This is a genomic window from Collinsella aerofaciens (assembly GCF_020181355.1).
In the GTDB taxonomy this organism is placed as follows: Bacteria; Actinomycetota; Coriobacteriia; order Coriobacteriales; family Coriobacteriaceae; genus Collinsella.
The window spans coordinates 379,954-402,678 of the sequence record NZ_CP084004.1; the positions used below are offsets into that span (position 1 = coordinate 379,954).

Here is a 22,725-nt window from a genome sequence, read left to right on the forward strand (position 1 = left end):
TGAATTCTTGAATTTTCGGCTTGCACTACCGGCTTCTTCCGTTCTTCGCCACATGTTGGTGCAGGGAAAAACGTTTGTCCACCTTGGAACTGCAACCCTAAACCCAAGATTTCACCCGTCTGTGAAGGATAACATAGCGACCCTCTCCATCTGGGCTGTTATATGTTTCTTTTTTTATATCATAAAGGCGCTTTTTACAAACCTGCAGGAAATGCGAGCGTGAACAACTACCGTTCACCGATTTGTTTGGTATTTTTCCTTGCCTTTGTACGACGTTCACTCTAGCTGTTATGCCAGCTTTAGCAGGATAAAGTGTCTCTGAGTGGGCTTTAGGACGTGCTTAGAGATCTACCCCCTAACTTTACTGATACCGACGGTGTACGGAGGTCGCCTAAAGGTAGTTTTCTAGACATGTCCCAAAATCTACCGTATAGGGTGTGCGTGCAGGGGTATCATCTTCCACCGAAAATAGTTTCTAGTGTTAGGGGTTTTCGGTGGAAGATACCGATTTCCGTGAACTTGGGCGTCAGCTCCTTACCGAGTTTGGCAGCATGCATCAGCGCATTTCGCGCTTTGCGGACAAAGCCCTCGGTGGCGAGATGGCCGTCATGCGCGCCCTCATACTCGCTGGCGGTTCGCTCACGCCGAGCGAACTCGCTGATCGCGCCTTGGCCTCGAGCGCCCGCATCGCCAATATTCTGCGCGCCCTCGAGGCCAAGGGCTGGGTTGAGCGCGAGCACTCAAAAACCGACCGTCGTCGCGTACACGTCACAGTGACCGACAAGGGATTCCAGGACCTCGAAATTAAACGTCGGGAATTCGAGGGCCGCACCACGGCTTTCCTCGAGCAACTCGGCGAAACAGATACCCAAGAGATGGTGCGCCTTCTTAGACGTGCCAACGAAATTATCGACCGCAATCAAGAAAGGAGAGATGCCGAGTGAGGATTCTCAAGCTCTTTAAAAAGCATATCCTGGCACTGTTCACAGCTATCGTACTTATCGTAATCAGCTGCAACGCCGATCTGGCGCTGCCTACCTATATGAGCGACATCGTCGACGTGGGCGTGCAGCAAGGCGGTATCGCCTCGCCCGTGCCCGACACCATTCGCGCCGAATCGCTCGACGACCTCGAACTCTTTATGAGCGCCAAGGACGCCAAAGCTGCGGAGGCCGTGTTTAGCAAGGCGGACAATAACGGCATTCGAACGTACAAGGGCACCGAGGAAGAGCGTGCCGATGGCAGCAAGCTCGCCGACATTATGAGCCTGCCCGAGACCGTCGTCCTTTCGCTCAACCAAGGCATCGACGCCGACTCCATGGGCGACATGACCGGCACGTCCACCGAGGCAAGCGATGGCGGCGCTGCCCAGGCCATGCCCACCCCCGAGCAGATGGCTGCCATGACGCCCGAGCAGCTCGCCGAGATGCAGCAGAAGGCCGCAGCCGCGCAGAGCATGCAAAAGCAGATCGACGCCGACGGCGGCAAGATCACCATGAAGAGTCTGCGCCTAGGTGTCAAGGGCGGTCTGGTAGACCAAAGCAAGCTCGTCGAGGGCGCCAACCAAATGGCGGACAAAATGGGCTCCATGTCGGGCTCCATCGTCACCCAGCGCGCCGTGAGCTATGTACAGGACGAGTACAAGGCGCAGGGCATCGACCCCGCCGACGTGCAGAACGCCTACCTGGGCCGCATGGCGACCACGATGTTTGGTCTGTGTCTGGTGTCGCTGGTCGCCACCATCCTGACCGGTGCCGTGGCTTCGCGCACCGCCTGCTCCATCGCACGCGACCTGCGCCGCGAGACCTTCAACAAGGTTATGCACTTCTCGCCGGCCGAGGTGGGCAAGTTTAGCCAGGCCTCGCTCATCACCCGCTGCACCAACGACATTCAGCAGATTCAGATGGCCGCAACCCTGTTTATCCGCATGTGTCTGATGGCCCCCGTCATGGGCATCGTCGCCGTCATGCGCGTCCTGGCCAACCACACCGGCCTGGAGTGGACCATCGCCGTGGCCATCATCGCGGTCTCGGCCGTCGTCGGCGTGCTTATGGGCCTCACCATGCCCAAATTCAAAAAGATGCAGAGCTTTGTGGACCGCGTGAACCTTACCGCCCGCGAGCTGCTCGACGGCCTTATGCCTATCCGCTCGTTCAACCGCGAGGAGCATGAGCTCGAGCGTTTTGACAAGGCTTCGCTCGACCTGATGACCACGCAGCTCTACACCAACCGCGCCATGAGCTTTATGATGCCGCTCATGATGCTGGTCATGAATTGCATCACCGTGCTTATCGTCTGGTTTGGCGCGCAGGGCGTGTCCGACGGCGTGATGCAGGTCGGCAACATGATGGCGTTTATCTCCTACACCATGCAGATCGTCATGGCGTTTATGATCCTCACCATGGTTTCGGTCATCCTGCCCCGCGCCGAGGTCGCAGCCGAGCGCGTGGAAGAGGTCATCACCTGCCCCACGAGCATCAACGACCCCTCCTCGCCCAAACTGCCCGCGACCAGCGCGTCACGCGGTGAGCTCACCTTCCGCGACGTGAGCTTCCAGTATCCCGATGCCCGCGCCGATGTCATCAGCGGCGTGAACTTCACCACGCATGCCGGTCAGATGCTCGGCATCATTGGCTCCACGGGCTCGGGCAAGTCCACGCTCGTGCAGTTGATTCCGCGCCTGTACGACGTCACAGGCGGCAGCATTTCGCTCGACGGCATCGACGTGCGTGACATGACCCTTTCCGAGCTACGCCGCCGTATTGGTTATATCCCGCAGCAGGGTCGCCTGTTCTCGGGCACCGTCGAGAGCAACCTCAAGTTTGCCGGCGATATGGTGAGTGACGAGGATATGCGCCAGGCGGCACGCGTCGCCCAGGCGGAGGACTTTATCGCCGAGCGCGAGGGCGGCTACGACTCCCCCATCAGCCAGGGCGGATCCAATGTCTCGGGCGGCCAGCGCCAGCGCCTGGCCATCGCCCGCGCGTTGGCCAAAAAGCCCGAGGTCGTGGTGTTCGATGACTCGTTTAGTGCCCTCGACTACAAGACCGACGCGCGCCTGCGCGAGGAGCTGGCCAAAAACGTTACCGACGCCGCACTCGTGGTCGTGGCCCAGCGCATCGCGACCATCATGCACGCCGACCAGATTATCGTGCTCGACGACGGCCACGTGGTGGGCACTGGCACACACGAGGAGCTGCTGCACAGCTGCCCGGCGTACCTGGAGATCGCACAGTCGCAGCTTTCCGCCGAGGAGCTGGGGCTTACCCAAGAAGAAATTGCAGCCGTCACGGAAGGAGGCGAGCGCTAATGGCAGACGAGACCAAGACTCAGATTCCCAAGCCCACCCGCCGGCGCGGTCCTATGGGCCGTATGGGTGGCATGGGCCGCGGCGAAAAGGCCAAGGACTTTAAAGGCACCATGAGGCAGCTGCTCGGCTATATCGGCCAGCACAAGATTGCCGTGTTTGCTGCCGTCGCCTTTGCCGTGTGCTCGGTCATCTTTAACATTGTGGGGCCCAAGGTGCTCGGCCAGGTTACCACCAAACTGTTCGAAGGCCTGGTTGCCAAGGTCAACGGCACCGGCGACGTCGACTTTGACTGGATCGCCAAGACGCTCGGCTTTTTGCTCTGCCTGTATCTGGCAAGCTCTGTTTGCAGCCTCATCCAGGGCTGGCTCATGACCGGCGTCACGCAAAAGATCTGCTACCGCATGCGCAAGGAGATCGCAGCCAAGATTGCCGTCGTGCCGATGAGCTACTTCAACGGTCACAGCAAGGGCGATGTGCTCAGCCGCATCACCAACGACGTCGATACACTCGGCCAGTCGCTCAACCAGAGCGTGACGCAGCTTATTACGTCCGTCACGCAGATTATCGGCGTGCTCGTCATGATGCTGTCGATCAGCCTGCCGCTCACCGGCGTCACCGTGCTCACGCTGCCGGCCGCCGCGATTATCCTGACCGTAATGATTCACTTCTCGCAGCCGTACTTCCGCGAGCAGCAGCAGGTCCTGGGTACCGTCAACGGCATTATCGAGGAGGACTTTGCCGGCCAGAACGTCATTCAGGTGTTCGACCGCGCCGAGGCCTCGATCGAGGAGTTCGACCGTCAAAACGACCGCCTGTTTATTAGTGGCTGGCGCTCGCAGTTCCTGTCGGGCCTGATGATGCCGCTTATGAGCCTGGTGGGCAACATGGGTTACGTGGGCGTTGTCGTAGTGGGCGCGCAGCTCGCGCTGACCGGCAATGCCACGCCCGGCGATATCCAGAGCTTTATCCAGTACGTTCGCAACTTTACGCAGCCCGTACAGCAGCTGGGCAACGTGAGCAACACGATGCAGTCGATGGCCGCCGCCACCGAGCGTGTGTTTGAGTTCCTCGCCGCGCCCGAAGAGGAGCAGAAGGCCGACGCCCAGATTCCCGAAAAGCGCCCCGGCCACGTGGAATTTGACCATGTCAAGTTTGGCTACACGCCCGACAAGACCATCATCCACGACTTTAGCTGCGAGGCGCAGCCCGGCCAGACCATCGCCATCGTCGGTCCCACCGGCGCCGGCAAGACCACGCTCATTAAGCTGCTGCAGCGCTTTTACGACGTGGACGGCGGTTCGCTGCGCGTCGAGGGCATCGACGTGCGCGATTGGGACCGCGCGGCGCTGCGCGGCGAGTTTGCCATGGTGCTACAGGATACCTGGCTGTTTAACGGCACCATCCGCGAGAACATCCGCTACGGACGCCCCGATGCGAGCGATGCCGAGGTCGAGGCCGCTGCACGCGCCGCACGCTGCGATCACTTTATCCATACGCTCGCCGGCGGCTACGACTTTATGATCAACGAGGAGGGCACCAACCTCTCGCAGGGCCAGCGCCAGCTCGTGACCATCGCCCGTGCCATTTTGGCCGACCGCCCGGCACTGATTTTGGACGAGGCGACCTCCAACGTCGATACCCGCACCGAGGAGCTTATTCAGCGCGCCATGGATGCGCTGATGCAGGGCCGCACGAGCTTTGTCATCGCACACCGCCTGTCCACGATCCGCAACGCCGACGTGATCTTGGTAATTCGCGACGGCGACATCGTCGAGAAGGGCACGCACGACGAGCTGCTCGCCCAGGGCGGCTTCTACGCCGACCTGTACAACTCGCAGTTCGACGAAGCGGCGTAACAACCGGCGGCAAACAACCGCAATGCCCAGAAAACGGGGGCGCAGAATGAACTGCGCCCCCGTTTTGTGTCCTTCGAGCCTCGAAACGCCTCCCCTGGGGCCTGATTGACGCTCTCCCTCAAGGCCCCGTGGGCAAAAAATGGCAAAAATGAGTACTGTCACTTTTTTTAGTAACAGCCAAAACTGCCCCAAACGACGTCTTTGCGGCCTAGATATTCCTTCAAATTGATCAAAACGCCCGGTAGCATGCTTCTGTGTGCCAACGTCAATGAACATATTTACTGTTGTGCCTATTATCTTGTAAGGTCGATATGATACTAAGCTAGCAACAGTACTCATATTTGCCATTTTTTGTCCACGGGGTATGCCGCAGGAGATCCAACTTGCTCCAGCGTGCCGTACGCCGGTCCTCCCCTTCCAGCGAGTGCCGGCATTTCCCCAGATAAAACCGACCAAAATAAACCTGTCCCTTTTTGGCAGGTTTTGCTTGCACTTTAGCGTGCGACAGCGGATAATGCCGAGCATTCGACAATACGCTTATTGTTCTTTCTATAGATTGAGGAGGCCCCGCATGGCCATGGATTTCAAACGCAGGCTGCCGATCCCCATGGAGATCCGCGAGGAGATGCCGCTTTCCGCCGAGCTTACTGCCAAAAAGCAGGCATTTGACGCCGAGGTCGCCAAAGTCTTTACCGGCGAGGACGCGCGCAAGGTACTCATCATCGGCCCGTGCTCTGCCGACCGCGAAGATTCGGTGCTTGAGTACATGAACCGGCTGGCCAAGGTCGCCAAAGAGGTCAAGGACAAGCTCATCATCATTCCGCGCGTCTACACCAACAAGCCGCGCACCAAAGGCACCGGCTACAAGGGTCTGCTGCACAACCCCGACCCCGAGGCGCCCGATGACCTGCTCGAAGGCGTTAAGGCCATTCGCCACATGCACCTGCGCGTCATCGAGGAGACCGGTTTCTTTACCGCCGACGAGATGCTCTACCCGTCCAACTACCAGTACCTCGTCGACCTGCTGAGCTACGTCGCCGTAGGAGCCCGCTCGGTCGAAAACCAGGAGCATCGCTTGGTATCGAGCGGCATTTCGGTGCCTGTGGGCATGAAGAACCCCACCGCCGGTTCCACCACCGTCATGCTCAACTCCATCTACGCCGCCCAGGCACATCAGAGCTTTATCTTCCGCAACTGGGAGGTTGAATGCGACGGCAATCCGCTCGCACACGCCGTCATGCGTGGCTACATCGGTCTCGACGGTCGTACCTACCCCAATTACCACTACGAGCACCTGGAGCGCCTGGCCGAGCGCTATACCGAGCATGCCGGCTATGCCAACCCGGCAGCGGTCATCGACTGCAACCACGACAACTCGGGCAAACGTCCGCTGGAGCAGTATCGTATTTGCAAGGAGGTGCTCGACAGCTGCCGCCGCAATGAGTCCATCTCTAAGCTAGTCAAGGGCTTTATGATCGAGTCCTACCTGGAGGACGGCAATCAGCCGGTCGACGGCGGCGTCTTTGGCAAGTCGATCACCGACCCGTGCCTGGGCTGGGAAAAGACCGACTACCTCATCCACGAAATCGCGGAGCGGGTGTAGGTTACGGCGTTTTACCAAACGCCGTAACCGGCCGACGCTGCGCGGGCCGCATTTGGACAATCTGACGTTCAACTTCAAGGGCGCGACCAGAAGGTCAGCGCCCTTTCGTTTCACGTCACCTTGTCTCAAATGCGACCCGCTCGCTGTCCGTCCTCTAACCGCGGCGTTGTCTTGCTCCGGATGTAGCAGTTAGGGACGCTCCTTTTCTGCCGGCAGTTTGGGACACTCCTTGGGTAGTCGTTGGGGACATTCTTGTTTGACTAGTCGTTTAAGAACGTCCCCAACGACTATCACTCTGTCAAACATGCCCTCGAGTCGCACGGTTCCCTTCGAATCGATCATACAAGCCCCCAATCTGTTCGGTTTCCCCAGATTGTGAGCCCGCATACCCAAGCCGCACGGCCCGCTGTTCAGCTGAAACCACCTGCCAAAAAGGGACAGGTTTATTTTGGTAGGTTTTATCTGGGCAAACGCCAACCGCCGCGAGAGAGCTGCCTTCCCTCGCGGCGGTCTTCTAGCAGAAAAAACCAAGTGAGTAGGCTTTTTGCAGGAAGCCAAGCACGCCCCAAAACATCACTGCTCTGACCTGCGGTTTTATTGAGCATTTGTCACGATGTGCTCGGTAAGTTCAAAATAGTCTACTCACTTGCATCTGAGACGCACCAGATTGGCAAAAACCGCCGCGAAAGGGCCCCTGGTCCCTTCGCGGCGGTCATTCGCCTCTGATTTTGCGACGGTTTTGCCCGCTTGTTACTCGCTGTAGCGGGTGGCGATGGCGACTTGTACCATGCCGGTGCTCATGAGGTAGGTCACCAGGAAGTAGCCGCCGTAGGCTGCCAGGAAGATTGCACAGGTGAGGCCCACGGTGCCACCGATGCTCATATTTCCGAATATGCTCACCAGCTCGATGATCACCTTAAGTGCCACAAAGGAGTGCGCCAGGCCCACTGCCAGCGGGAACAGGAAGAATACCGCTTGCTGCGCCATCACCGAATGGCGAATCTGGCGGTCCTCACAGCCGATCTGTGCCAGCACACGATAGCTGCGGCTGCCGTCGGCCACGTTGGAGAGTTGCTGGATCGACAGAATCGCCGCGCATGCAACGACCAATACAAAGCCAATGTAGATGGCCAGATAGCTAATCATGCCGTTCATTTGCGCTGCTTGCGTGTACATCTCGGAGCGTGTGATGAAGATTCCCCATGACCCCGGCTCCTTGCCGTCAACGAGCAGATTGTCGAGCAAAGTGTATTTAATGCTCTCGTCTGCCTCGGTCGTATCCATCCCCTGTTTGTAATTAACGAGCAGGCTACTGGAATACGGCTGCAGATTAAGTTGGGACAACAGCTCGTCGGCAACGACGACGGTACCCGGATTACTGCCCATCGCCGAGTTGGCGATGGCCGCCGTGTCCTTGTCCGACTTATCGGTTGCGGGCTTGAGCTCATGCCCGCCCAAGGTGAGGGTATGGCCGCCGGCCATGTACTTGGTGTACAGGTCGCCCAGCCCACCGCCCATATCACACGTAAGCAGGTACTGGTCGCGGCCAATGCTCACCGGCTCCTCGCCCATCATCTGGCGCAGTTTGTTGTACTGGCTCGCCGGCGTCACAAACAGACCCATCGTATCGGCATTGCTACCCCCGAGCGCCTTGGGGAGCTTTTCGCCCATGGTCTTGCACATCTCACCCGCAGACACCGAAGGATTCGAACCGCCAAACGGGTAACTCAGATACGAATCGATCTGAACATGCTCACCGGCAACATCGGCGATATTGACCTTCTTGCCGGTCTCGTCGTTGTTGTCCGCCGACTTGCCCTTGCCGTGCCATGCGGAGTACAAATCGACCGTTGTATCGGCTAGCACCATGCGGTCGGCTTCAGACGGATTGACATATTCTTTGTAGTAGTCGAGCGTATCGGGCGTGTAATAGACATACGTCTGAGACACGTCAACAGGGTTATAGCGCTCCAGGTTTTCGTTCATCACATTGGCAATCGACATACCGCACGTCACCGAGGTGATGGCCAAAAACAGGAGCATCGCGATGACGCCCATCGAAAAGCACACCGTGTTGACCTTGGCCGCAAGCTGGCGCACGGTAAACATGTTGAAGCCGCGCCAATACACGCTGCGCAGGCTCTGCAGCAGCTTGATGAGCATGCCCGAGAGTCCCCAGAACAGGGCAAAGGTGCCCACGGTAACCATAGCGGTCGTAATACCAAACTGGTTCATGGCCTCTTGCAGCTTGCTGTCCGTCGCGGTTAGCGGGAACCCATCACGTAGCAGACGGTAATAGGCCACGCCCACAAGCACCACGCCCACGGCAAAGATGGCAATCGCGATCCAGGGGTTGCGTGTCTTGATGCTCTCGTTGCGACGCTCGGCACCCATAAGCTCGATGAGTTTGGTACGACGCACGGCGCGAAGGTTCAGCAGTAGCGTGAGCACAAACATTACGAGCATGCAGGCAAGGGTCAGATTGAACGCATGCACCGAGAAAAAGAAGTGGAAATTGGCAATCTGTGTCTTAAAGAGCGAGGCCGTAAAGAACGTCATGAGCTGGGAGAGTCCCATACCCAGCACAATGCCGGCGACAAAGGCCACGACCGAGACGATCACGGTCTCGAGCGCCATGATCGTGGCGACGCGCCCGCGCCCCATGCCGAGCACCTGGTACAGGCCAAACTCCTTCTTGCGGCGTTTCATGATGAAGTTATTGGCATACACCATCAAAAAGGCCATGACACCGGCCAAAAAGTACGTCAGGTCGCCGAGCATGCTGCCCATAACCTGCGCCAAGCCCTCTTCATCGATGCCGGCGATGTCGACCTGCATCGAGATGGTGTTAAAGGCATAGAAGACCGTGACGCCCAGGGTGAGCGTCAAAAGGTAGACGAGGTAGTCGCGGCCGGCGCGGCGGACGTTGCCCCAAGCGAGTTTACAGAGCATCGGAGCCCTCACCGCCCATCATGGCAACGACCTCCATAATGCGGTCGAAGAACTCTCGGCGGTCGGTGTCGCCGCGGCGCAGCTCGGTGAAGATCTTGCCGTCGCGGATAAACAGCACACGGCTCGTGTAGCTGGCGGCAAAGCTGTCGTGCGTGACCATGAGCACGGTGGCGCGCAGGCGGCGGTTGAGGGCCTCTAGGCTCTCGAGCAACAGGCGGGCGCTTTTGGAGTCGAGGGCGCCGGTAGGCTCGTCGGCCATGATCATGGTGGGGTCGGTGACGAGCGCGCGAGCCGCGGCAACGCGCTGCTGCTGGCCGCCGGACATCTGGTAGGGATACTTGTCGAGCACCTGACTGATGGACAGGCGCGCTGCCACATCCTGCACGCGGGTCGAGATCTCTGCCGAGTTTGTGCGGGCAATGGTGAGCGGCAGGGCGATGTTCTCGCGTGCCGTGAGCGTATCGAGCAGGTTGGAGTCCTGGAAGATAAAGCCCAGCTCCTCGCGGCGGAACTGCGAAAGCTTAGCCTGCTTCATGCGCGTCACGTTCTGCCCGTTGATGCGGATCGTGCCGCTCGTGGCGCTATCGATGGTCGACACGCAGTTGAGCAACGTCGACTTGCCCGAGCCCGAAGCGCCCATGATGCCAACAAATTCACCGCGGTTGACGGTAAAGCTGACGTCGTTGAGCGCACGGGTCACGTTGCCCAGCGCTCCATATACCTTTTCGAGATGCGCGACCTCCAGTACCGGGGTCGCCATGTGCGTGGTTTGCATACCGAGTCCTTTCTTGCGATTAGTCTACGGCATCTATAGTCGCAAGAAGACGAGTCGGCTACCATCGATATGGCTTACGCTTGCCTTACCGTTGTGTAAGGTAGGGCAGCCAGCCTGCCGCGTGTTGATATTGAGAGAGGACTCCTGTTGAAGACTGTTCATGTTGCCGCTGGGATCATTCGCAAGGATGGATCTGACGAGCTGCTTGCCGTGCAGCGCGGCTATGGCAACATGCAGGGACTTTGGGAGTTTCCCGGTGGCAAGCTCATGCGCGGCGAGTCGCCCGAGGACGCCGTACGCCGCGAGCTCATGGAAGAGCTGCAGGTAAAAGTCACCAACCTGCGCGATTTCTACACCGTTGAGTATGACTACCCCGATTTTCATCTCTCCATGGAGTGCTACTACTGCTCGCTCGCCGATGAATCCGATGAGCCCCAGAAACACGACCGCCAGCTCGATATCCGCTGGATTCCGCGCACCTCGCTTGCCACGGTGGAATGGATGCCCGCCGACAAAGGGCTTATCGATGCTCTGATTGAGTTGAAGGAAGATCGGCTTGAGGCCAACGGCGCCGCCAACGACGCCGAGGCCGCCACGACCGACGAGCCCGCCACCAAACCCAAGCGCGCACCTAAGCGCCGCAGCAAAAAACGTCCCAAGCCCGGTCTGCTCGACGGCATCGACACCTCGGACCTCTCCGCCGACGAGCGTGAGCTCGTGCGCCGTCGCGCCGCCATCAAAAAGTCCATGAAGGGCAACAAGCGCGCCAACACCAAACCCGAGCTACTCGTACGACAGCGCCTGCGCGCAGCAGGCCTTACGGGCTATCGCTTGGAATGGAAGGTTCCTGGCAAGCCCGATATCGCCTTTCCCGGGCGCAAGATCGCCATCTTCGTCAACGGCTGCTTTTGGCACCGCTGCCCCAAGTGCAACCCGAGCCAGCCCAAGCGCAACGTTGAGTTTTGGGAGGCAAAGTTCCGTCGCAACGTCGAGCGCGACCGCGCTGCCATCAACGCACTTACCCAAATGGGCTGGACGCGCATCACCATCTGGGAATGTGAGCTCAAAAAGGACCGCATCGACGCCACCATGGAAAAGGTCATCGAGCAGGTGCGCGCCGCAGAGCCGCAGCGCTAGGAGCGAGCATTCACACGCTCCGCACGTCCGCGCCACATCCACGTCACAAACCTTAGAAAGCCCTTAAGCTCAAAACCTTTCAAGAGTGTTACTCGATGGCTTTGACCTGCAGTTTCATCGTAACATCAAACCAGGTTAAGCCTTTCTTTAGCGCTTCTTTGCAACAGCCGCGGCATAATACTGCCAACGCACGGGACCTAGCAGCATACCCCGAGCGCAATCTATTGGTGGACATCGAGGAGGCCGCACAAGCATGCATTCTTCCAATGACGCAGCACAGCAGCCATCCCTAAAACATGCAAACCTTTTCTCCTTCCCCCCGACACAGAGAAACAGCCTCCTCGACTCCCCCACCACAAAAACCAAACGCTCTGCAGACCAACACCTCAACCTGCAGACATCCTTCGAAAAACTCCAAGCCTCACTAGACCAGGCATTCCCCAACCAAGCCCGGGCATACTAATCCCCCATCAGCAAAGAAGCCCTAACGCCCCACCCATTTCCGCCCTAACGCCACAAGGGCGACGACCTCGAGTAGGTCAACTTGGGAGGGACGAGGGCTTAGTCCCCCAATCTTTCCGCAGGGGGCAAAAAGCCTCGCCGCACGAAGTGCGCAGCGAGGCTTTTTGCATGCCCGAGGACGATTGGGGAACTAAGCCCTCGTCCCTCCCCGGGATATGTAGCGAGTCGGAGTACCCTTGCTGTTACTCTGCTTTGCCCACAGAGTTAAGGTTGGTCATGCGGATCTTAACCAGCTCGGTGATCTCACGCATACCCTCCTTGGCCGGCTTCTTGGGATCGAAGCAGGCAGGGTTCTCGGCCATGTAGGCCATGAAGCCCTTGGTGTAGGCCTGACGTAGCTCGGTGGCGTAGTTAACCTTGCAGATGCCGTTCTTCACAGCCTCGGCAACCTGCTCATCGGGCACACCGGAGGTGCCGTGCAGAACCAGCGGCACGTCGACGGCGTCGCGGATGGCCTTGACCACGGACTGCTCGATGTGCGGATCGCTCGTGTACACGCCGTGGCTGGTGCCAACGCCAATGGCCAGCGAGGTGCAGCCGGTGCGCTCGACGAACTCCTTGGCCTCGGCAGGATCGGTGTAGGGGCTCTCGCCCTCAACCGCGGGACCGTCGTCCTCCTTGCCGCCAACCTTACCGAGCTCGGCCTCGACGGGCACGCCCATGGCGCGGCCAGCGTCGGCGACGGACTTGGTCAGAGCGATGTTGTCCTCGAAAGACTCGTGCGAGCCGTCGATCATGACAGAGGTGTAGCCCGTGCGGAAAGCCTGCATGCAGCGGTCATAGCCATCGCCGTGATCGAGGTGCAGAGCGACGGGCACGGAAGCGCGCTCGGCGGCAGCCTTGACCATGCCGTAGAAGTAGTCCAGACCAGCGGTCTTGATGGTGCCCGGGGTGGTCTGCATGATGACGGGGGACTTGGTCTCCTCGGCAGCGGCCAGGACGGCCATAACAAACTCGAGGTTCTCGACGTTGAATGCGCCAACAGCGTAGTGGCCGGCCTGAGCGTCCTTGAGCATCTTTTCGGTGGTAACAAGTGCCATGAGCGTTTGCTCCTCTCCCTCGCCCGCATCTGGACATCGGGCGTAGTTGTTCACAAGGCGTTTTACCTTGCGTTTTGCTGCGCTCATTGTATGAAATTCAGCGGCTTTACACGCGCGAGATATTGAGCCCATGCAGGTCAATACAGTCGTTTTTGAAAAGTAAACGGAAGGAATTTGAGCCGAGTGGACATGTTCGATATTGAATTTTGAGCGTTCAGCGTCTTTCTTTTATAGAAAAGATAAGTAATCGAAAGGTGTTTTCTTACTCAAAAAGAAAATGAACGAAAATAGAGTCAACACAATTCCTGCAAATTTAGCCGAGAATGGAGCAAGCATGGCCCAAGCCACCAACCGTGCTTTTGCCGACGAACGCCGTACCGCCATTATGGAAATGCTCGATCATAACGCCTCAGTGCAGGTAGCAGAAATCGCCCAGACCTTTGGCGTGTCCTCCGTCACCGCCCGCGCCGACCTGGACGCGCTCGCCGAAGCAGGCAAGCTGCGCCGCACGCATGGTGGCGCCGTGTCGCTCCACAAACGTCTGACCGTCTCCACGCAGGATCGCCGCATCAATGTCAACGTCGCCGCCAAGCAAGCCATCGCGCAAAGCGCCATCGAGCTCGTCAATGACGGCGACACGCTGCTCGTCGACTCGGGCACCACGGCGCTCGAGTTCGTTCGGCTCCTCGACCAGCGCAACGGCATCACCGTCATCACGGCCGACATTACCATTGCCGATTACATCGACGAGAGCATGCCCTCGGTCGATGTCGTCATGCTGGGCGGGGCGTTGCGCAAAGGCCATCGTTATTTGTACGGACCGCTCACTATGCAGGCGCTCCAAATGGTCCATGCCGATCTGGCCGTCATGTGCCCCGGCGCCTTTGTCTCCAGCTGCGGCTTTACGACCGACTTTCCCCAGATGGCCGAGACCAAAACGGCTATGATCACCGCGGCCCATCAAAGCGTCGCCCTCATGGACGCCAGCAAGGTTAACGGACGCGGCATGTACCGCTTTGCCGAGCTGACCGATGTCGACGCCATCGTGATGGACCGTGACCCCGACCATGCCGTCGCCACCTCAATCGCCGAGGCTACCGACAGCGCACGTCCAGCCCTCATCATTGCCGGCGCTTAAACAAAAACCACCACAAAGGTGCCTGTCCCCTTTGTGGTGGTTGTGATGGTTGAGCGTCAAAAGTGAACGTGTCGTTACTTGGACAGCTCGTCGGCAAGGGCCTCGATCTGAGCGCGCGAGGCGTCGTTGAGCGAGCCCAGCACAGTCACCTTGTTCTGCGTCAGGGTGATGTCCTTCATGCCCTCGAGCTCCTTGGTCATAATCTTGGCAGCTGCGGGCGCCCAGGAACCGGACTCGACAAGCGCCACGGTACGGTTCTGGTAGGCATGCTCGGCGAGCGTGTGGATAAAGGTGCTCATGCACGGGAAGATCTCGCCCTGATAGGTAATGGAGGCGAGCACCAGACGGTCGTAGCGGAACGCATCCTCAACGGCCTCGGCCATGTCGTCGCGAGCCAGGTCAAAGACGGAGACCTTCTGGCCGCGAGCCTCGAGCGCAGATGCGAGCTCCTCGACGGCAGCCTTCAGATGGCCATACACGCTCGCATAGGCGATCGTGATGCCCTCGTCCTCGGGCTGATAGCTCGACCAGGTGTTATAGGTGTCGAGGTAATAGCCCAGGTTCTCGGTCAGCACGGGGCCGTGGAGCGGGCAGATGATCTGGATGTCCAGGCCGGCGGCCTTCTTGAGGACGGCCTGCACAAACTTGCCGAACTTACCGACGATGCCAAAGTAGTAGCGGCGAGCCTCGCAAGCCCACCCCTCGGGATCCTCGATGTCGTTGGCGCCAAACTTGCCAAAGCCGTCGGCACTAAAGAGCACCTTGTCGGTGGACTCGTAGGAGAAGATCACCTCGGGCCAGTGAACGTTGGGGGCGCCGATAAAGGTCAGGCTGTGGCCGCCCAGATCGAGCACGTCGCCCTCTTTGACGACCATCTTGCGCTCGGGGTAGTCGGTGCCAAAGTAGTTGACCATCATGCGGAAGGCGCCCATGCTGGCCACAATCTGTGCCTGGGGATAGCGCTCCATAAAGGCGGCGATACCGGCGGAGTGATCGGGCTCCATGTGATGGACAACCAGATAGTCGGGCGTACGGCCATCGAGCACGGCCTCGAGGTTGCCGAGCCACTCGTCAACAAAACCGCCATCGACTGAATCGGCGACAGCGATCTTTTCGCCCAAGATAACGTAGCTGTTGTATGCCATGCCGTTCTCGGACACGTCGTACTGGCCCTCGAACAGGTCAATGTCGTGATCGTCGACACCGATGTAGCGGATATCCTTGGTGATCTCCATCAGGCAAAGCCTCCTAGATAGACAAAAGAACCCGTCTATCATAACACTCGGCAGTATCCCAGCTGTTATCTGCCGGCATCCATACCGATTGTTATTGAAATACGATAAATCGCCGTTTACCTGCGCAAACTATGCGCGCGGTATCGCCGTGCTATGTCGAATAATGAGCTGGCCGGGAATACGAATGGCAACGGTTTTGCCCGCCGTACCCGCCTCGGGAACCGCATGCTCGAATACCTCGCGTCCGCGCTGATGTAGATCAAATCGCACGGTCGTGAGCTCGTTGTGTGCCACAAAATCATCGAGCGAATCATCGACGCCCACCACGCTCACGTCCTCGGGCACGCGCAAGCCACTATCGCGCAGCGCTGCAATTGCGCCGTTTGCCATCTGGTCGTTTGCCGCGTAAATCGCCGTCATGGTGCGGTCGTGCTCGGCCAGATATCTGCCGGCCTCGTAACCGCTGTTGGCAGACCAGTCGCCCTCGAGCGGCGTCTGCGGCTTAATGTGCCTACGCTCGAGCGCATCCTGCCAACCGGCTCGACGAAATTGCTCGTCGACCGAGAACGACGGGCCGCCAATATAGCGAATTTGCTCATGCCCCAGCTCAAACAGGTGATTCATAAGCAAGAGCGAGCAGCCGTAATGATCGGAGTCTACCGTGGTCACCCGCGGGTGCGCGTACATGGTAACGATGACCGTGCCAATGCCCGGCAGTGGATCAAACGTCTCAAAATCGGGCGCCATACGGCTCATGCCGATAATGATGCCGTCCACAGGCAGCGCGGCCATACGACGCGTTGCCTCGGCAAGCGAAAACTCCTCGGTCTTGGACATCTCGACCAGCGTGATGGCGCAATTATGCTCGCGAGCAGCGCTGGCGATGCCGTCGATCATTGAGAGGTTGCCAAACTTGGTGACATCGTTGACGCACAGACCGACCGAATGGTAGCGGCCGTCGCGCAGCGAGCGACCGGCATAACTCGGACGAAAGCCGAGCTCTTGCATAGCGGCCTGCACGCGCTGGCGCGTCTGCTCGTTAACGTTGGGCAAGCCGTTGGCGACGCGCGAAACCGTCTGCTGCGAAACGCCAGCAGCGCGGGCGACGTCGGCCATGGAGACCGGACGCGTACCTGTATCGTTGGACGGGCGCCTTGCCACAGGATCACCTTCACCGTTGCGAGATCTGAATAGCGTGCATGCCGGCCCGGGCAGAAATACACCCCGCGCCGAGGCCCGCTATCGTCGGACGCATGTTAACGTACTCTACTTTTTCAATCCGCAACTCTTCTGCTCTATAAGTCCATACGGCAATACCGTTCACGGCTGAATTTCTACCGATTACCAGATTCTCAAAAAGTGATAAGCGTTGTGTTATGAGTACGTTAACATAGCCCGTAGCGTGCGGTATCGTGAATACTTGGTTCATGCCGCTTCAAGTTGTTAACGTACTCATAACGACGCAAAACCCACCCGGGCGCGCCAAGGAAAGGACTCCCATGACCACCCCCGACGAAAAGACATTCGCCACGCTCACCAAGCTGTTCGAGGAGGAGTTTGGCCCCATCGGCGACCGCCAGGTGCTCTACGTGCACGCGCCCGGCCGTTCCGAGATCAGCGGCAACCACACCGACCACGAGGGCGGCCACGTTATCGCCGGCTCGCTCGATGTCGCCGTTGACGGCATCGCCGTGGCAACCGACTCCAACAAGATTCGCGTCGCCGACGAGGGCTATCCTACGTTTGAAATCATGCTCGACACGCTGGATATTCAAGAGTCCGAGAAGGGCACGTCCGCGAGCCTCGTCCGCGGCATGGCCCACGAGATTGCAGCCCTTGGCGTTGAGCCCCACGGCTTCGATTTCGCCTTCACCTGCTCCGTCCCCTCGGGCGGCGGTCTTTCCAGCTCTGCCGCCGTCGAGGCCGCGTACGGTCGCGCCATGGAAACCCTCTGGGGCGCACCCGCCATCGAGCCCGTCGCGCTCGCGCAGATGAGCCAGCGCACCGAGAACAACTATTACGGCAAGCCCTGCGGTCTGATGGACCAGGCCGCCGTGTGCCTGGGCGGCCTTGCCTACATGGACTTTGAGGACCAGGCTCAGCCTAAAACCCAGAAGCTCGAGCTCAACTTTGAGGATCACGGCTATGCGCTCGTGCTCGTTAAGGTCGGTGCCGACCACGTGGCCGCCACCGACGACTACGCCGCCGTTCCGCGCGAGATGCAGGACGTTGCCGCCGAGTTTGGCAAGGCACGCCTGTGCGAGGTCGACGTTGCCGATTTTGACGCCAAGCTCCCCGAGCTGCGCGCCAAGCTGGGCGACCGCGCCTGCCTGCGCGCCGTTCACTACTGGTACGAGAACGGCCTGGTCGACAAGCGCTGGGCTGCTCTGAACGCCGGCGACATCGATCAGTTCCTGGTCCTGACGCGCGAGTCCGGCGCCAGCTCTGCCATGTACCTACAGAATGTCGTTGCCAAGCTGGGCTCCGAGCAGCCCTCGATGTATGCCCTGGCACTGGCCGAGCACGTGCTCGACGGCCGTGGCGCCGTCCGTATCCACGGTGGCGGCTTTGGTGGCACCATCCAGGCCTTCGTGCCGCTCGACCTGGTCGACACCTTTATCACCAAGATGAACGGCTGGCTAGGCGAGGGCTCTGCCCGCCACTACGCAATTTCTGACAAGGGGGCTTACGCGGCATGGCTGTAATGACTGACGTGCGCGAGGCCGCGCAGAACCTGATCGAGTACGCTATCCACCGATCGATGATCGGCCAGGACGATCGCATCTGGGCGTATAACACCATTCTCGAGTGCATCGGTGCTACGGGGCCGGCGCTCGACATGGCCTGGGCGCTCCAGGTCGAGAAACTCTCGCTCTTGCACCCCGACACCCTGCCCAACTTTGACCTTGAAGGCACACTTGCCGCGCTTTCCGAGGCCGCCGTTGCCAACGGTGCTGCCGAGGATACGGCATCGGGCCGCGATCGCATCGCCATGCGCATCATGGGTGTGCTGATGCCGAGGCCTTCGGTTGTAAACGAGGAATTCAACGGCCGCATTGGTGTCAACGAGCCGCGCGCCGCAACCGACTGGTTCTACGGTCTATGCTGCGACGCCGGCTACGTGCGCCGCGCCGCCATCGCGCGCAATATCAAATGGAGCACCCCCACCAACTGGGGCGACCTGGAGATCACCATCAACCTGTCCAAGCCTGAGAAGGACCCGCGCGATATTGCCGCGGCCGGTGCCGCCAAAAACACGAGCGAGAAGTATCCCGCCTGTCAGCTGTGCATCGAGAACGAGGGCTACCCTGGACGCTCCGCCGCAGCCGACGGCGGTGTCCATCCCGCCCGTCAGAACCTGCGAGTTATCCCTATCCAGCTCGACGGCGAGCGCTGGGGCTTCCAGTACAGCCCGTATGCGTACTTTAACGAGCACTGCATTGCCATGAGCTCCGAGCATCGCCCGATGCACGTCGACCGCAAGGGCCTGACCTGCCTGCTCGACTTTGTGGACCTGTTCCCGCACTACTTCATCGGCTCCAACGCCGACCTACCCATCGTGGGCGGCTCAATTCTGTCGCACGACCACTTCCAGGGCGGCGCGCACGAGTTCCCCATGATGCACGCCGCCGGGGTCTCGCAGTTTAGCGTGCCCGGCTTTGACCAGGTCAGCGGTACCGTGTTGCAGTGGCCGCTTTCGGTGCTGCGACTGCGCTCGCACGACCGTGCCCAGCTGCTCGACGCCACCGAGAAGATTATCCTCGCCTGGCGCGAGTGGACCGATGAGTCGGTGGGCGTCATCGCGCACACAGCCGATGGCGTGGCGCACAACACTGTGACGCACGTCATCCGCCGCGTCGACTCCCGCGGCAACGCCGGCGGCGAGATCTACGAGGCCTACCTGGCGCTTCGCTGCAACATCACGACCGACGAGCATCCGCTGGGCGTATTCCACCCGCATGCTGAGTACCACCACATTAAGAAGGAGAACATCGGCCTGATCGAGGTCATGGGCCTGGCCATTCTTCCGCCGCGCCTGGTTCCCGAGCTTGGCGCTGTCCGTGAGCATCTGCTGGCAGCCAAGGTCGATGCCAGCTACGATCTTGCCGGTGCGCTCGAGGTCGATGATCTTTGTCGCAGCCATGCCGCGTGGGCCGAGGACGTCTTTGCTCGCCGCGCCGACGAGCTTACGGCCGACAACGCCATCGATATCCTGCACGAGGAGGTCGGCGTGGTGTTTGGCCACGTGCTCGACAACGCCGGCGTCTTTAAGTGGGACGAGGCGGGACGCGCCGCCCAGCAGCGCTTTATCGACTCGCTGTAGCACGCGAGCTCGAACGCACGCACTTAACAAATAGTGCCTACACGACCGCGGCGCCCGCCGGCAACATCGCCGGCGGGCGCCGTTTTCTGATGCAAGGGTAACTAATTTGCACCAAAACAAGGAGTGTCCCAAACTGCCGGCAGAAAAAGAACGTCCCCAGATGCCGACCTAAACCCACACATTATTCGATGGAAAAACGTGGTTACCTCCCACATTATTCGAAGGAAAAACGTGGTTCATTCCCACATTTTTCGATGGAAAGACCAACACGGTCTTATACTAACCATGATCGTTAGGAGGCAGTATGCAGCGACAGCTAATGGACGAACTCATCGCTTGGAAATCTAGGGCAAACCGCAAGCCCCTCCTGCTTAAGGGGGCCCGCCAGACGGGAAAAACCTGGCTTCTCAACGAATTCGCAGGCCAGCAGTATCAAAACGTCATCCGTTTTGACTTTATGCTCGAACCGGGCGCACGCTCGCTGTTCGACGGAAGCCTTGACCCCAAACGCATCATCTCCCAGATGGAGCTCCTGCGCGGCCAGACCATAACGCCGACAGACACACTCATCATCTTCGACGAAATCCAAGAGGCACCGCGTGGCATCACCTCGCTCAAATACTTCAACGAGCTGGCGCCGGAATACCATATCGTGGCAGCCGGCTCCTATATGGGGCTCGCGCTCCGACGCGAAAACGAGTCGTTCCCCGTCGGCAAGATCGACCAGCTTACCATGCGCCCCATGGGGTTTGTCGAGTTCGTTCGTGCCGTCGATGGCGATCCGCTCGCAGATGCCATCCTTGCCGCAGACATGGACCTGCTAGCGAACGTTTCCGAAAAGCTCGAGCGCCTGCTCAAGGAATACCTCGTTGTCGGTGGCATGCCAGAAGTTGTCTCCGCTTTCGCCGCCTCCCACGATTTCATCGAGGCCCGCAGGCTTCAGCAGCAAATCATCGAAGCTTATGAATCCGATTTTGGCAAGCATGCGCCAGCCCGCATCGTCGAGCGCATGAGGCTGGTTTGGAAATCCCTTCCCGGCCAGCTCGCAAAGGAAAACAAGAAGTTCGTCTACGGCGCGCTTCGTCCCGGGGCGCGCGCACGCGATTTTGAGGAAAGCCTCCAGTGGCTCATGGACTATGGAATCGTTCATAAGGTACCACGTGTTTCCGCCCTAAGAGCACCGCTCACAAGCTACGAGGATCTCTCGGGCTTCAAGCTGTTCTGCATCGACACCGGCATCCTCGGAGCACTCTCCGGCCTCACGCCAGCCATTGTTCTGAACGGGCCCGCTGTTTTTACGGAGTTCAAAGGCTCGCTGACCGAGCAATACGTCGCACAGGAGCTTTTGCTCCAAGGCAATACCCCCGCGTATTGGTCATCCTCCTCCGGCAATGCAGAGACTGACTTTGCCGTCGACCATGCGGGGACCGTGCTTCCGCTCGAGGTCAAGGCGGCAGAGAATCTCAAAGCAAAGAGCCTGAGGATTGCCTGCGAGAAGTTCAAGCTCGAGCGCTGCGTGAGAACATCGTTAGCGGCATATAGAGACGAAGGCACGCTCGTCAATATTCCGCTCTGGGAGATTGGGCAAATCGACAAGCTGGCATAGGCGCTGTGGAGGGGGTGCCCCGTAAGGAGTGTCCCAAACTGCCGGCAAAAAAGGAACGTCTCTATCTGCCGCATTCCCGAAGCAAGACAACGCCGATGTTTTGGCAACGGCAGCGAGCGGGCCGCATTTGAGACAAGGTGACGTGAAACGAAAGGGCGCTGACCTTCTGGTCGCGCCCTTGAAGTTGAACGTCAGATTGTCCAAATGCGGCCCGCGCAGCGTCGAGCCGTTACGCGGTTTGGTAAAACCGCGTAACCCTACAGCTCCGTTACTTCAACGTTGTTGAAGATCTCGTCCCAGCGGTCCATGACCAGGTGGCCGGTCTTGGGATCCATGGCGTTGAGCTTGCCGCAGGTATTGGCGGTCTTGAGCACCGTGACGTCGTCGGCGCCGGCAGCAATGGCATGCGCAAAGCCGGCGATGGTCGAGTCACCGGAACCCGTCGCGTTCACAGCCGCAATCGCGGGCGTCTTGGCGCGGAACGCGCGGCCCTCATGGAAGCCCACCGAACCGGCAGCGCCCATCGAAACGACAACCCAGGGGATACCGGCAAAACGGTCATCGGCGGCAAGCGCCTCGCGCAGGGCATCGACATCATCGGTCGTAAAGGACGTACCCAGCAGGCCGTTAATCTCGGTCAGGTTGGGCTTTACGAGCTCAGGCTTAGCGTCGGACTCCAGCGCGGCCTCCAGCGATGCACCCGAGGTATCGAGCAGCACCTTGACGCCCGCCTCCTCGGCGATCTTGACGAGCTCGGCATAGTAGCCGGCATCGACGCCACGCGGCAGCGAGCCCGAAAGCGTCACAACGTCCGCCTTCGCTGCAAGCTCGGCAAACTTGGCCGTAAGGGCCTCGAGCTCGGCCGGGGCGATCTGCGGGCCGCTCTCCAGCAGCTCGGTCTGATTGCCCTCGTGCAGAATATTCAAGCAAATGCGCGTCTCACCGGCGATGGGCACAAAGTCGTTCTTGACGCCGTCGGCATCCATGAGCTCGGCCATATAGGCACCCATATGGCCACCGAGTAGACCGGTCGCGAGCACGTCATCGCCCAGCTGCAGCAGCACGCGGCTCACGTTGAGGCCCTTGCCGCCAGCGGTCTTTTCGGGCGTCACACGGTTAACATCGTCGATGATCAGCTTGTCGAGCTGATAGCGCGTATCAATCGACGGGTTCATGGTAACGGTCAGAATCATGTTGAACTCCTGTTCCGGGGCGGCATAACCCGCC

At 59.4% G+C, this 22,725-nt stretch carries 15 protein-coding genes; 9 read left to right on the forward strand and 6 right to left on the reverse strand.

Annotated features, from left to right (window positions below; genetic code table 11):
- Positions 1–494 precede the first annotated feature (494 nt).
- The 4 genes from LCQ44_RS01655 (at position 495) to LCQ44_RS01670 (ending at position 6,769) form a co-directional block, all read left to right on the forward strand.
- Positions 495–944 carry a MarR family winged helix-turn-helix transcriptional regulator gene (locus tag LCQ44_RS01655; RefSeq protein WP_225093895.1) on the forward strand — a complete coding sequence of 150 codons (450 nt, stop codon included), beginning with the start codon at positions 495–497 and terminating at the stop codon, positions 942–944.
- The gene (locus tag LCQ44_RS01660) at positions 941–3,310 is read left to right on the forward strand and encodes an ABC transporter ATP-binding protein (RefSeq protein ID WP_225093896.1); all 2,370 of its coding nucleotides are present in this window, start codon (positions 941–943) and stop codon (positions 3,308–3,310) included. The genes LCQ44_RS01655 and LCQ44_RS01660 overlap by 4 nt, the downstream gene beginning before the upstream one ends.
- On the forward strand, positions 3,310–5,166 hold the full coding sequence (locus LCQ44_RS01665; protein ID WP_225093897.1) for an ABC transporter ATP-binding protein: 1,857 nt from the start codon (positions 3,310–3,312) through the stop codon (positions 5,164–5,166). The genes LCQ44_RS01660 and LCQ44_RS01665 overlap by 1 nt, the downstream gene beginning before the upstream one ends.
- A 571-nt stretch (positions 5,167–5,737) precedes the next feature.
- Positions 5,738–6,769: a 3-deoxy-7-phosphoheptulonate synthase gene (locus tag LCQ44_RS01670; protein ID WP_225093898.1), complete on the forward strand. Its 1,032-nt coding sequence runs from the start codon at positions 5,738–5,740 to the stop codon at positions 6,767–6,769.
- Between the two features lie 750 nt (positions 6,770–7,519).
- On the opposite strand, the gene LCQ44_RS01675 is transcribed toward LCQ44_RS01670, so the two are convergent.
- Both LCQ44_RS01675 and LCQ44_RS01680 read right to left on the reverse strand, forming a co-directional pair.
- Positions 7,520–9,721 (reverse strand): FtsX-like permease family protein, encoded by a 2,202-nt coding sequence (locus LCQ44_RS01675; protein WP_225093899.1) that lies wholly within the window; start codon positions 9,719–9,721, stop codon positions 7,520–7,522.
- On the reverse strand, positions 9,711–10,496 hold the full coding sequence (locus LCQ44_RS01680) for an ABC transporter ATP-binding protein (RefSeq protein ID WP_138113281.1): 786 nt from the start codon (positions 10,494–10,496) through the stop codon (positions 9,711–9,713). The genes LCQ44_RS01675 and LCQ44_RS01680 overlap by 11 nt, the downstream gene beginning before the upstream one ends.
- Before the next feature lie 147 nt (positions 10,497–10,643).
- On the opposite strand from LCQ44_RS01680, the gene vsr reads away from it, so the two are divergent.
- On the forward strand, positions 10,644–11,633 hold the full coding sequence (gene vsr, locus LCQ44_RS01685) for a DNA mismatch endonuclease Vsr (protein WP_138113283.1): 990 nt from the start codon (positions 10,644–10,646) through the stop codon (positions 11,631–11,633).
- Positions 11,634–12,337: 704 nt separating this feature from the next.
- On the opposite strand, the gene LCQ44_RS01690 is transcribed toward vsr, so the two are convergent.
- Positions 12,338–13,195, reverse strand: a complete 858-nt coding sequence (locus tag LCQ44_RS01690; RefSeq protein ID WP_022095149.1) for a class II fructose-bisphosphate aldolase — start codon at positions 13,193–13,195, stop codon at positions 12,338–12,340.
- A gap of 334 nt (positions 13,196–13,529) precedes the next feature.
- Here LCQ44_RS01690 and LCQ44_RS01695 point away from each other — a divergent pair, with 334 nt between their 5' ends.
- The gene (locus LCQ44_RS01695) at positions 13,530–14,333 is read left to right on the forward strand and encodes a DeoR/GlpR family DNA-binding transcription regulator (RefSeq protein WP_152067583.1); all 804 of its coding nucleotides are present in this window, start codon (positions 13,530–13,532) and stop codon (positions 14,331–14,333) included.
- 74 nt (positions 14,334–14,407) lie between these two features.
- Here LCQ44_RS01695 and LCQ44_RS01700 read toward each other — a convergent pair whose 3' ends face one another.
- The gene (locus LCQ44_RS01700) at positions 14,408–15,568 is read right to left on the reverse strand and encodes an FprA family A-type flavoprotein (protein WP_225093900.1); all 1,161 of its coding nucleotides are present in this window, start codon (positions 15,566–15,568) and stop codon (positions 14,408–14,410) included.
- A gap of 129 nt (positions 15,569–15,697) precedes the next feature.
- Positions 15,698–16,684 (reverse strand): LacI family DNA-binding transcriptional regulator, encoded by a 987-nt coding sequence (locus LCQ44_RS01705; protein WP_225094228.1) that lies wholly within the window; start codon positions 16,682–16,684, stop codon positions 15,698–15,700.
- A gap of 383 nt (positions 16,685–17,067) precedes the next feature.
- On the opposite strand from LCQ44_RS01705, the gene LCQ44_RS01710 reads away from it, so the two are divergent.
- The 3 genes from LCQ44_RS01710 (at position 17,068) to LCQ44_RS01720 (ending at position 21,498) form a co-directional block, all read left to right on the forward strand.
- Positions 17,068–18,273: a galactokinase gene (locus LCQ44_RS01710; protein WP_225093901.1), complete on the forward strand. Its 1,206-nt coding sequence runs from the start codon at positions 17,068–17,070 to the stop codon at positions 18,271–18,273.
- Positions 18,264–19,892: a UDP-glucose--hexose-1-phosphate uridylyltransferase gene (locus LCQ44_RS01715; RefSeq protein WP_225093902.1), complete on the forward strand. Its 1,629-nt coding sequence runs from the start codon at positions 18,264–18,266 to the stop codon at positions 19,890–19,892. The genes LCQ44_RS01710 and LCQ44_RS01715 overlap by 10 nt, the downstream gene beginning before the upstream one ends.
- 304 nt (positions 19,893–20,196) lie before the next feature.
- On the forward strand, positions 20,197–21,498 hold the full coding sequence (locus tag LCQ44_RS01720; RefSeq protein ID WP_225093903.1) for an ATP-binding protein: 1,302 nt from the start codon (positions 20,197–20,199) through the stop codon (positions 21,496–21,498).
- Between the two features lie 257 nt (positions 21,499–21,755).
- Here the strand turns inward: LCQ44_RS01720 and LCQ44_RS01725 are convergent, their stop codons facing one another.
- On the reverse strand, positions 21,756–22,691 hold the full coding sequence (locus LCQ44_RS01725) for a hexose kinase (protein WP_225093904.1): 936 nt from the start codon (positions 22,689–22,691) through the stop codon (positions 21,756–21,758).
- Positions 22,692–22,725: the final 34 nt, after the last annotated feature.

What these genes read in the sequence shown, in the direction of transcription:
- LCQ44_RS01725 (WP_225093904.1), bottom strand. Translation starts at nt 22,691, where the DNA reads ATGATTCTGACCGTTACCATGAACCCGTCGATTGATACGCGCTATCAG.
- LCQ44_RS01670 (WP_225093898.1), top strand. Translation starts at nt 5,738, where the DNA reads ATGGCCATGGATTTCAAACGCAGGCTGCCGATCCCCATGGAGATCCGC.
- LCQ44_RS01720 (WP_225093903.1), top strand. Translation starts at nt 20,197, where the DNA reads ATGCAGCGACAGCTAATGGACGAACTCATCGCTTGGAAATCTAGGGCA.
- LCQ44_RS01710 (WP_225093901.1), top strand. Translation starts at nt 17,068, where the DNA reads ATGACCACCCCCGACGAAAAGACATTCGCCACGCTCACCAAGCTGTTC.
- LCQ44_RS01700 (WP_225093900.1), bottom strand. Translation starts at nt 15,568, where the DNA reads ATGGAGATCACCAAGGATATCCGCTACATCGGTGTCGACGATCACGAC.
- LCQ44_RS01690 (WP_022095149.1), bottom strand. Translation starts at nt 13,195, where the DNA reads ATGGCACTTGTTACCACCGAAAAGATGCTCAAGGACGCTCAGGCCGGC.
- LCQ44_RS01695 (WP_152067583.1), top strand. Translation starts at nt 13,530, where the DNA reads ATGGCCCAAGCCACCAACCGTGCTTTTGCCGACGAACGCCGTACCGCC.
- LCQ44_RS01665 (WP_225093897.1), top strand. Translation starts at nt 3,310, where the DNA reads ATGGCAGACGAGACCAAGACTCAGATTCCCAAGCCCACCCGCCGGCGC.
- LCQ44_RS01675 (WP_225093899.1), bottom strand. Translation starts at nt 9,721, where the DNA reads ATGCTCTGTAAACTCGCTTGGGGCAACGTCCGCCGCGCCGGCCGCGAC.
- LCQ44_RS01715 (WP_225093902.1), top strand. Translation starts at nt 18,264, where the DNA reads ATGGCTGTAATGACTGACGTGCGCGAGGCCGCGCAGAACCTGATCGAG.
- LCQ44_RS01705 (WP_225094228.1), bottom strand. Translation starts at nt 16,684, where the DNA reads ATGGCCGACGTCGCCCGCGCTGCTGGCGTTTCGCAGCAGACGGTTTCG.
- LCQ44_RS01680 (WP_138113281.1), bottom strand. Translation starts at nt 10,496, where the DNA reads ATGCAAACCACGCACATGGCGACCCCGGTACTGGAGGTCGCGCATCTC.